9 protein-coding genes, 1 tRNA gene and 1 pseudogene are annotated in these 9,712 nt (G+C 67.8%); 8 read left to right on the forward strand and 3 right to left on the reverse strand.

The window, feature by feature from the left end; all coding sequences use genetic code 11:
• Positions 1-760: tRNA (adenosine(37)-N6)-threonylcarbamoyltransferase complex transferase subunit TsaD (tsaD, locus tag JHD07_RS21505; protein ID WP_291625552.1), on the reverse strand; the 760-nt coding region annotated here is incomplete at its 3' end.
• A gap of 147 nt (positions 761-907) precedes the next feature.
• On the opposite strand from tsaD, the gene JHD07_RS21510 reads away from it, so the two are divergent.
• The 5 genes from JHD07_RS21510 (at position 908) to JHD07_RS21530 (ending at position 5,518) form a co-directional block, all read left to right on the forward strand.
• Positions 908-1,654: a uroporphyrinogen-III synthase gene (locus tag JHD07_RS21510; protein ID WP_291625554.1), complete on the forward strand. Its 747-nt coding sequence runs from the start codon at positions 908-910 to the stop codon at positions 1,652-1,654.
• A gap of 76 nt (positions 1,655-1,730) precedes the next feature.
• Positions 1,731-2,984: a hypothetical protein gene (locus JHD07_RS21515; RefSeq protein ID WP_291625556.1), complete on the forward strand. Its 1,254-nt coding sequence runs from the start codon at positions 1,731-1,733 to the stop codon at positions 2,982-2,984.
• A 36-nt stretch (positions 2,985-3,020) separates the two neighbouring features.
• On the forward strand, positions 3,021-4,814 hold the full coding sequence (locus JHD07_RS21520) for a heme biosynthesis HemY N-terminal domain-containing protein (RefSeq protein WP_291625558.1): 1,794 nt from the start codon (positions 3,021-3,023) through the stop codon (positions 4,812-4,814).
• Between the two features lie 97 nt (positions 4,815-4,911).
• Positions 4,912-4,987: transfer RNA gene (locus JHD07_RS21525), tRNA-Thr, on the forward strand.
• A gap of 144 nt (positions 4,988-5,131) precedes the next feature.
• Complete coding sequence (locus JHD07_RS21530; protein WP_291625560.1) at positions 5,132-5,518, forward strand: hypothetical protein; 387 nt, start codon at positions 5,132-5,134, stop codon at positions 5,516-5,518.
• A gap of 66 nt (positions 5,519-5,584) precedes the next feature.
• On the opposite strand, the gene JHD07_RS21535 is transcribed toward JHD07_RS21530, so the two are convergent.
• Positions 5,585-6,637, reverse strand: coding sequence for a polysaccharide deacetylase family protein (locus tag JHD07_RS21535; protein ID WP_291625562.1), 1,053 nt, complete (start codon positions 6,635-6,637; stop codon positions 5,585-5,587).
• A 253-nt stretch (positions 6,638-6,890) separates the two neighbouring features.
• Here JHD07_RS21535 and JHD07_RS21540 point away from each other — a divergent pair, with 253 nt between their 5' ends.
• Both JHD07_RS21540 and JHD07_RS21545 read left to right on the forward strand, forming a co-directional pair.
• Complete coding sequence (locus JHD07_RS21540) at positions 6,891-7,199, forward strand: hypothetical protein (RefSeq protein ID WP_291625564.1); 309 nt, start codon at positions 6,891-6,893, stop codon at positions 7,197-7,199.
• A 164-nt stretch (positions 7,200-7,363) separates the two neighbouring features.
• Complete coding sequence (locus tag JHD07_RS21545; RefSeq protein ID WP_291625567.1) at positions 7,364-7,579, forward strand: hypothetical protein; 216 nt, start codon at positions 7,364-7,366, stop codon at positions 7,577-7,579.
• 134 nt (positions 7,580-7,713) lie between these two features.
• On the opposite strand, the gene JHD07_RS21550 is transcribed toward JHD07_RS21545, so the two are convergent.
• Positions 7,714-9,402, reverse strand: coding sequence for an MFS transporter (locus tag JHD07_RS21550; RefSeq protein WP_291625569.1), 1,689 nt, complete (start codon positions 9,400-9,402; stop codon positions 7,714-7,716).
• 162 nt (positions 9,403-9,564) lie between these two features.
• Between JHD07_RS21550 and JHD07_RS21555 the strand changes: the two are divergent.
• Positions 9,565-9,712 (forward strand): annotated as a pseudogene (locus tag JHD07_RS21555) (hydrolase); the annotation flags it as partial.

Below are 9,712 nucleotides of genomic sequence, written 5' to 3' on the forward strand. Positions count from 1 at the left end.
GATCCGCCGTCGAATCGAGCACCGCGGCCTGGAAGCTCGCGCAGAGATCGCTGATGTCCTGCGGTGTGAGCTCAGTAAGCCGGCTCGCTTCGGTGCGCACCGCGGTCTTCAATCCCGACAGCGAGAAATTGGCGTCGGGGCGTCCCTGCATCGGCCGCGGAAACGCAAAGCGCGCGTCGTCGCCGCTCGCCGCCGCACGCTCGACCTGCGGTCCACCGGGATAGGGCAGGCCCAGCATCTTCGCGACCTTGTCGAAGGCCTCACCGATGGCGTCATCGACCGTGGTGCCGAGCCGCACATATTCGCCGACGCCGGTCACTGCGACGATCTGGGTATGGCCGCCGGAGGCGAGGAACAGGCAATAGGGAAATTCGATTGCATCGGTGAGGCGCGGCGTCAGCGCATGCGCCTCGAGATGGTTCACCGCGACCAGCGGCGTGTCGTGCACCATCGCGATCGCCTTTGCGGTGGTGAGCCCGACGATGACGCCGCCGATCAGCCCGGGCCCCGCCGCCGCCGCGACGCCGTCGAGCTCGGCATAGTCGATGCCGGCCTCGTCCATGGCACGGCCGATGATGCTGTCGAGCACGTCGACATGCGCGCGCGCCGCGATCTCCGGCACCACGCCGCCGAAGCGGGCATGCTCCTCGATCTGCGACCGCACGATGTTGGACAGGATCCTGCCGCTGCCGTCGCCCGCGCGCTCGATCACGGCCGCGGCGGTCTCATCGCAGGTGGTCTCGATGCCCAATACCAGCATTGGCGAATTGTTATCCAATTTGCGCCCTTGCGCTCATCCGCAAAGCAGAGTTCTGGTACGTCCGGTAGCATCCCGGGGTCGGCTTGCGCAATCGTCACGCGGCCGTTCTGGTCGATGTCACCGTCACATGGTCCGGGAACAGCAGCGATGTCCATTCTCGTCACACGGCCGCATCCCGACATTGAAACGACGGCGGCAAGCTTGCGCGCACGCGGACATGCGGTGCTGCTTGCGCCGGCGCTCAAGTTCGAGCCGGTCGCCTTCCATGACGCGCGTGAAGCGGATTATGGCGCCGTCATCGTGACGTCGGCCAACGCGCTCCGCGGCATCGCCTCGCAATTGCCCGAGCTCGGTCTGCTCGGGTTGCCTCTGTTTGCGGTCGGCGAGCATACGGCTGCCGCGGCGCGCGAGGCCGGCTTTGCCGAGGTGATCGTTGCCGGCGGCGATGCCGCTTCCTTGCGCGACAAGGTGGTGCGAAGCGCGCGCGAGAAGGTGCTGAAGAAGAAGGATACGCTGCTGTATCTGGCCGGCGCCGATCTGTCGCGCGACCTCGGCGGCGAGCTCGGCGCGGAGGGTTTCCGCGTGGTGACGCAGACCACCTATCGCATGGCGCCTGTCAAGCATTTGCCGCGCGAGGTCTGCGCGGGCTTTGCCGCGCACGACATCGGGGCGGTGCTGCACTACTCCCGGCGCAGCGCACGCGCGTTCCTGGATGCGGCGCGGGACGAAGGCGTCGAAATTTCGGCGCTGGCGATCCCGCATTGCTGCCTGTCCGAGGCAGTTGCAAATGTGCTCCGCGATGCCGGTGCGTCGCAGGTCCTGGTGGCCGCAGCGCCGGACGAAACCGCCTTGTTTGGCACCTTGGAGCGTGCGTTGCGCACCCGTTTGGCGTAAAGGTCGGGCCGAATCCGACGCAATCCGGTCCGCGCGAGGACCTGTGCAAGGCATGGAAGTGTGAGGAACCGTCACGATGGCCGACGACAAGCCTGAAGACGCTGGATTGGCGCCCGACGCAGGTCGTGCCAAGCGCACCCCGCCCACCATCGACCTCGAGGCGACTGACGTCTCCACCCAGCCGCAGCAGGTCGCAGGCGAACCCGAGGCGCCCGAGCAGGACGCGCAGGAGCAGGCCGCACAGGAACAGTCCGGCCTCGAACAGACCAGCTCGGACGAGGTCAAGGCCGAGCCCCCGCCCGAGTCTTCCGATGAGCAGGTTTCCGCGGCGGCCGCGCCCGGGTCGGCGCCGGTTTCGCCCTGGGTCATTGCGCCGTTCTCCGGCGCTGCGGCGGCCGCGGTCGTGATTGCAGTCGGCTGGATGCTGGGCTGGCCCGCAGTGGAGGCGCCGCCGGCCGCGCCTGCGGTCACCAGCGCGACTGTCGAGGCGCTGAACGCACGCATTGCCGCGGCCGAAGCCAGGGTCGGAAGGCCCGCACCCGATCCGGCGATGGCGGCGCGGATCGATGCGCTGGAGAAATCCGCAAGCAGCCTGCGCAGCGACATCGCCAATCTCAGGACGCAGTCCGACAGGATTGCAGGCACCCTGAACGATGCGAAGGCGGCAGCGCCCGCTGCGGCTCCGGATCTTGCGCCTGTCTTGGACCGCATTGCCCAGCTCGAGCGCGCCAGCAAGGCGGAGCGCGCCGAACTCGCGCAGCAAAGCGAGAAGATCGCCGAGGCCAAGGCGGTGGACGACAAGCCGCTGCGCTTTGTGGTGGCGGCGGCCCTGCTCGACGTCGCCGTTCGCCACGGCGATCCCTATCAATCGCAATTGGCTGCGGCGCGCTCGCTGGCCGCCAAGCCCGACATGCTGAAGCCGCTGGAGACGTTTGCGACGTCCGGCATTCCGACGGCAGCCGCGCTGAGCCGCGAGCTCCTCACCATCGTGCCCAAGCTGTCGCCGCCGGCCGACGCTCCGCCGAGCAATGCGGGCCTCGTCGAGCGTCTCCAGGCCGGTGCGTCGAAACTCGTGCGCATCGAGCGCACGGACGGGGTCGGCAACGACCGCGGCGCCATCGTCGCGCGCGTGACGGCGGCGGCGCTCCGCAATGACTTCACGGAAGCGCGGCGCGAGCTGAAGGCCCTGCCCGAGGCGGATCGGACCGCGGCGCAGGCCTGGCTCGACAAGGCCGATGCGCGCGACGCCGCGCTCGCCGCGTCCCGCAAATTCGCCGACGATGCCATGGCGGATCTCGCCAAGTCTGGTCCGGCCAAGTCTGCTCAATAAGGTTCGCGCAACAAATCGGCGCGTATAGGGATCGTCATGCTTCGCATCGTCCTCTTCCTCGTCCTGATCGCGCTGGCGGCGGCCGGCGCGGCCTGGGTTGCCGACCAGCCCGGCGATCTCGTCCTGACGGCGGGTGGCTTCCGCCTCTCGACGACGCTTCCGAGATTCGTGTTCCTGCTCGGCCTCTTTGCCGCGGCCGTCGTGCTGGTCTGGAGCGTCCTGACCACGGTCTGGCGCATGCCGGGGCGTTGGCGCCGCAGTCGCCACGAGAAGCGCCGTGCACGCGGGCGCCACGCCATCACCCAAGGCCTGCTCGCGGTCGGTCACGGCGACACCGGGCAGGCGCGTCGTCACGCGGAAGCGGCACGGCGGCACGCGCCGAACGATCCGCTCGCGCTGCTGCTGCACGCGCAGTCGGCCCAGCTCGAAGGCAATCGCGGCGAGGCCCAGCGCGCCTTCCGCGCCATGGCCGAGCGCGAGGACACGCGGTTGCTCGGCCTGCGCGGCCTGTTCATCGAGGCGCAGCGCGGCGACGATGCGGTCGGAGCCGTGATGATAGCGGAGGAGGCGATCAAGCTGTCGCCGTCCTCGACCTGGGCCTCGCATGCGGTGCTCGGTTTCCGCTGCGCGCGCAGCGACTGGAGCGGCGCGCTCGCGATCCTCGATTCGAATCTGCGCGCCGGGCAGATCGACAAGCCGACCTATCGCCGGCAGCGCGGCGTGCTGCTCACCGCGCGCGCGCTGGAACTGGAGACCATGGACCGCGACGTCGCGCGCGAGAGCGCGATGGAGGCGGTCAAGCTTGCGCCGACCCTGGTGCCGGCCGCCGTGCTCGCGGCAAAATTCGAAAGCGAGGCGCATCAGGTGCGCCGCGCCATGAAGATGATCGAAGCCGCCTGGCTCGCCAATCCGCATCCGGATCTCGCCGATGCCTATGCGCATGTGAAGCTCGGCGACACCGCCTGGCACCGCCTGCAGCGGGTGGAGACGCTCGCGGCGAAGACGCCTGCCGACAAGGCCGGCCATATCGAAGGCCAACTAGCCATCGCCCGCGCCGCGATCGACGCCTCGGAGTTCGCCCGCGCACGCGAGGTGCTCGCACCGTACCTCGCCGACCCGACCCAGCGCGTCGCGCTGCTGATGGCCGAGATCGAGCGCACCGAGCACGGCGACGGTGGCCGCGCCCGCGCCTGGACCTTGCGCGCGGTGCGCGCCCGCCTCGATCCCGCCTGGACCGCCGACGGGTATGTGAGCGAGCGCTGGCGCCCGGTCTCCCCGGTCACCGGCCGCCTCGACGCGTTCCAGTGGCAGACGCCGGTCGCGAGCCTGCCCTCGGACAGGGGCCCCACAATCGAATCCTCCGCCTTCGAGGAAGCCATGCTGGCGGCGCCGCCGCCGAAGCGGGTGACGGCGTCTTCAAGCGAAAGCCCGCCGGAACCGGCCGCGACGGCGCCAGTTCCCGCGCTGGCCGCGCAGGACAATTCGCCTCCGCAGCCCATGGAAGTTGCGAGGGAAGCGGAAGAGGCCAAGGACGCTCCCAAGGAAGCTTCCGGGGACTCCGAACCATCCGTCGCGTCCTCCGAGCCCGCGAATCCGGCTCCGGCGCCCGCCGAATCATCGCCGCCCGCGGCAACGCCGCTGTTCCGGACCCGGGCCGACCTCAGCAAGCCGGCACCGGCACCGATCCAGACCGTCATCCCGATCGTCCGCGCGCCGGATGATCCTGGAATCGACGACGACGGCCCGAGCGATGAATTCACGGAGCAAATCGGCACGCCGAAGGCCCAGGCCGGCGGCTGGCGCGGATTCTGGTCCCGCTGGGGCGCCTGACGCGCCTTTCCGCCCGGCTTGTCCTTGCCAATTCGGGCCATGCCCGATATCAGGAGCGCGTGTATCGGGACCGGCATCGCCAGGCCCGGCAGGGTTCGCCGCAATAGCTCAGTCGGTAGAGCACGTCATTCGTAATGACGGGGTCGGGGGTTCGAATCCCTCTTGCGGCACCAGCACTTATACCCCGATCCCCCGAACGCTCCGATCGAGCAGGGCATCAGCCTGCCGCAGGGCTCGTTCAGGTGGGTGATCCCGATCACAGAATCTCGGACATGACTCCCCTAACGTCCCCCTCACGAACCACGGGGAGACTTCACATGCGCAAGATCATTCTGGTTGCCGCCATGCTGCTGGCTTCTGCGTCTGCCCAGGCGGGCGGATCCCGCAGCCTGTCCCTGGCCGCGTCAGGCGATCGGAGCCCGGCTCCGCAAACCACATCGGCCACCGCGACGACGCAGGTGAGCGAAGCCGCGCCGGCCACCGAGGCTCCGAAATATTCCGATCGTCCGCCGGCGGTGTCGCTCTCCACGCCGGCCGCGGTGACCGCTCCGACGGCGGCCGCGCCCGCGGCGGCCGCCGCGCCGGTCACGACGGCCAAGCCCGCCACCAAAACCACGGCAAAAGCGCACAAGCCGAAGCACACGCGCAGCTGGACCGAGCGCCGCATCATCAGCGAGCTGCATCGCCACGGCATCTATTGGTAGCCGCTCCCTCAACGCAAATGGCCGGGACAAGCCCGGCCATGACGCGAGAGTTTGGATTTGGCGCGCTTACTGCGAGATCGTCTGCACCACGCTCGCGATCGGACGTGCGTTCGTGCCCGCGGTCGGCACCTTCATGTCCTTCATCAGCGCCTCGTCGTATTCCGGCAGCGTCTGCAGGCTCGCCTTGGCCTTCATCTGCACGACCTTGTAGCCGCCGGCCTTCAGCCGCGCGAGCAGCGTCGGCATGGCGATGCCGGTGTTCTTCTGGAAGTCGTGCATCAGGATGATGCCCTTGCCGAGCTTGTCTAGCCGCGTCATCACGGTCTCGACGATCTTCTCCGGCGTCGCGCCCTTCCGGAAGTCGAAGGAGTCGATCTCGGTCGAGAACATCGCGACGTTGCGGGTGCCGAAATAGCTCACCATCGCGGGATTGTGCTGAAGCTGCGGGAAGCGGAAGAACGGCGCCGGATTGGTGCCGAGCGCGAACTTCACTGCGCTGAAGCCCTTCTCGACCTCGTCCTTGACCTGCTGCTCGGTCAACTTCTTGCTGTTCAGGTTGACATGCGACCAGGTGTGCGTGCCGACCGTGTGGCCCTGGGCCAGCACCTGCTTCAGGATCTCCGGATGGTAGGTCGCGTGCTTGCCGACCGAGAAGAACAGGCCCTTGGTGCATTCGTCCGCGAGCGCCTTCAGCACCGCGGGCGTGTTGACCGGCCACGGACCATCGTCAAAGGTCAGCACGACTTCCTTCTCGGTCAGGAAATCGAACTGCTTGAAGTGCTCGAAGCCGAAGCCGGGGCCGCCCGTCGTGTCGATCTCGACGACGCGGGACACGCCCAGCGCGTTCGGATTGGCGCAGGCCTGTTTCGGCTGCATCGGCATGGCCGGGGCAGGCGCAGGCGCCGCAACTGCCGCCGGCTTGGCGGCGACCGTCGCGGTGGTCTCGACGTCGTCCCTGGCGGCGAGCTTCGCCGGTGCCGGCAACGGATCGGCAGCACGGGCGGCAACTGTCTTGGGAGCGCCCTGGTCGGCGCGCGCGGAATAGTAAAACCAACCGCCGGCGGCGATCACGACCGCCGCAACTACACTGGCCAGCATCAGGCCCAACGCATTACGCATCGCTACTCTTTCCAATTACGCAACCAAACTGGCGGAATCTCCCGCGCTACCAGCCATTAATGCGAAGTAAGAGTTAACGTGACACCAACGCGATCGCGGTTGCAGAGGAATTTCAGCGGCGTGCACCAACGTGACCGACGTCACAAAGGACGGGCCGCCCGTGAGCATCATCACAGTCGAAAGGGATTTGGTGGAGCATCGTAGTTCCCATCGACAACGGGCCCGCCTTGGGCGGTGCCAATGGGAGCTTCAAATGACCAAGTCGTTTACCGGCAAGTCCCTGACGAGCAAGATCCGCGACACCAGCCTGGCCCTCGGCCTGGCCGCCATCGTCTCCATCGCTTCGACCGGTGCGAGCTTCGCGTTCTCGGCCGAGGCGCAGCAGATGTGCACCGGCGATGCCTTCCGCCTCTGCTCGTCGGAGATTCCCAACATCCCGAAGATCACGGCGTGCATGATCAAGCATCGCTCGGATCTCAGCGCCGGCTGCCGCGCGGTGATGGACAAGACCCTCGCCAAGGGCGCCTCACGCAAGGTCGCTGACGCGCAGGACCAGCAGTAATCAACAAGCCGCCAATTGCGCCGGCAGCTCCCCTCGCCATGTCCCCCGGCACGAAGCCGGGGGGATGCGGCGGCGCCTTGCAAGCGGCAACAAAGCCGTTGCAGGTGCGGGATCGTCGAACTAGCTTCGCGCGCACGTCTTTCCGGGTAAGAGGCAATTGCGCGATGACCAGACTGCTTTTCGTTGTTTCCTTGCTCCTGTGCGCATCGAGCGCCTCCGCGCAACAGCAGCCCGGCCATGATGCCTGCGCGCGCGACGTCACGCGCTTCTGCCGTCCCGTGATGAACAGTGGCGACGGTGCCGTGCTGGCGTGCCTGAAGCAGAACCGCACCAGGCTGGGCAAGGCCTGCGACAAGATGCTGACCCAGCACGGGCAGTGATCGTCATTCCGGGGCGCGCCGTCAGGCGCGAGCTAGGGTGCGCAAGCGCGCACCTGAGAATCCATCGGGCGGCAAGCTCCTGAGAGGCATGGATTCCGGGCTCGCGCCTCGCGCGCCCCGGAATGACGAAAGACCTAAGTACTGCTTCCCGCCGCGGTCGCGACCACCGGCAGCACTTCGTTGTTCGCGCGATCCGGCGTGTCGTCCTTCCAGCGCACCGAGCCGAACGGACGCTCCAGCATGCGGCGGATCCGCACCGGATCGGGGCCGATGTGGAAATCGATGGCCTGCTGGTGCAGCGCGCGCTCGGACTGAGTCGAGCGGTTGCGTTGGCGCAGATAATCGAACCAGGTCGGGCAGTGATAGCGCTCGGTCCACAATTCAGGGTCGGCGATGTCGCGCGCGATCGACCAGCCATAAGCGCCGTTGCGCTGGCGCGAGAGCTGCACGTCCTGCATCACGTTGTGGAAGGCGCGCGCGTTCTCCTGCGCGACGCGATATTCGATCTCGACCACGAGCGGCCCGCTGCGCCCGGTCAGCGACAGCTTCACCTCGGGATCGGCCAGCATGTCCGCATCTTCGTTGCGGGCGCCGACGCGCGGCATCGTGAGCCAGATGCCGAGCAGCGGCGAGATCAGCATCAGGCCGGCCGCCGTCAGCAGCGCCATCTCGACGCCGACATGGTCGGTGAGATGACCCCAGCCCCAGGCGCCGATTGCGATGCCGCCGGCGATCGCGGCCTGGAATGCCGCGAGCGAGCGGCCGGCGACCCAGCGCGGCGCCGAGAGCTGTACGCCGATGTTGAACAGCGCGATCGCCGCCATCCAGACCGCGCCGCCCAGCACCAGCGCGGCCGCCGTCAGCACCGGCTCCGTGCTCAGGGCGAGGGCGGCCATCGCAAACGCCATCGTGATGGTGCAGGCGCGGATCGCGGCCTCGCCGCTCATGCGCTTGCGCAATTCGTGGATATTGAGCGCGCCGATCACCGCGCCCATTCCGAAGGCACCCAGCATGATGCCGTAGGTCTGCGCGCCACCATGCAGCAGGTCGCGCGCGACCAGCGGCATCAGCGCCATCACGGCGCCGCCGATCAGGCCCATCACCAGCGTGCGCAACAGCACGATCTTGATCGGCGGCGAATTGGTGATGTAGCGGAAGCCCGAGACCATGGCGCGATTGAGCTTCTCGCGCGGCAGCCGCGAGGGCTCGCTGCTGCGGCGCCAGAGCAACAGCACCACCAGCAGCGGCAGATAGAGGATCGCGTTGCAGGCGAACGCGGCCACCGCCCCGAGCGCAGCGACGATGACGCCGCCGACCGCGGGGCCGAAGCTGCGCGCGATGTTGTAGCTGATGCCGTTCAGCGCCACCGCGGATGCCAAAGCCTCGGGCGGCACCTGTTCGCTGACCGAGGACTGCCAGGCCGGGCCGAACAGCGCATTGCCGCTGCCGACGATGAAGCAGAAAGCGAGCAGCGCTTCCGGAGTAATGAGATTGAGCCAAGCCAGGATCGTCAGCGCGGTCGCGCCGATCAGCGCGATCGACAGCGAGATCACACTGACGATGCGGCGATCATACATGTCGGCGATAGCGCCGGCCGGCATCGAGATCAGCATGATCGGCAGCATGAGCGCGGTCTGCACGAGCGCCACCCGGTCGGCTGAGGCCGCCATCTGCGTCATCGCCCAGGCCGCGCCCACGCCCTGGATCAGGAGGCCGAGGTTGGAGAGCAGGCTGGCGAGCCAGATGCGCCGGAACACCGTGTATCGCAGGGGCGCTGTGATGCCGTCGGCGGCGATTTTCTGGCGGTTCGTCTGCGCGGTCATATCCCCTTCCAAACGGTCTGGCAGAAATGGTCCCGGGCGATTCCGGCAAATTCAGTGATGCCCGTGAAAGTCGTTCGCTGTCCAGTGGTTAGGCCGCTATAACCGGTGCAAAGAGGCGGGTCTTGCCGGGAGGAACTGATGAAGTTGTCGCGACGGACGATCCTGCAAGGCGCCGGTGCTTTGCCTTTCGCGGTTGCGAGCTTGCGGATCGGGGCATTCGCCCAGACCGCGCCCGCCGCCCCCGGCGCCGAGCTGCCGCCGATCCTGTTCGTTCACGGCAATGGCGACTATGACGCGCTCTGGATGACGA

Origin of the sequence: Bradyrhizobium sp. (assembly GCF_016462955.1) — a bacterium.
In the GTDB taxonomy this organism is placed as follows: Bacteria; Pseudomonadota; Alphaproteobacteria; order Rhizobiales; family Xanthobacteraceae; genus Bradyrhizobium.

Bases quoted from the DNA above. Each gene is read 5' to 3' on its own strand.
- JHD07_RS21510 (WP_291625554.1), top strand. From the start codon at position 908: ATGTCCATTCTCGTCACACGGCCGCATCCCGACATTGAAACGACGGCG.
- JHD07_RS21515 (WP_291625556.1), top strand. From the start codon at position 1,731: ATGGCCGACGACAAGCCTGAAGACGCTGGATTGGCGCCCGACGCAGGT.
- JHD07_RS21520 (WP_291625558.1), top strand. From the start codon at position 3,021: ATGCTTCGCATCGTCCTCTTCCTCGTCCTGATCGCGCTGGCGGCGGCC.
- JHD07_RS21530 (WP_291625560.1), top strand. From the start codon at position 5,132: ATGCGCAAGATCATTCTGGTTGCCGCCATGCTGCTGGCTTCTGCGTCT.
- JHD07_RS21535 (WP_291625562.1), bottom strand. From the start codon at position 6,637: ATGCGTAATGCGTTGGGCCTGATGCTGGCCAGTGTAGTTGCGGCGGTC.
- JHD07_RS21540 (WP_291625564.1), top strand. From the start codon at position 6,891: ATGACCAAGTCGTTTACCGGCAAGTCCCTGACGAGCAAGATCCGCGAC.
- JHD07_RS21545 (WP_291625567.1), top strand. From the start codon at position 7,364: ATGACCAGACTGCTTTTCGTTGTTTCCTTGCTCCTGTGCGCATCGAGC.
- JHD07_RS21550 (WP_291625569.1), bottom strand. From the start codon at position 9,402: ATGACCGCGCAGACGAACCGCCAGAAAATCGCCGCCGACGGCATCACA.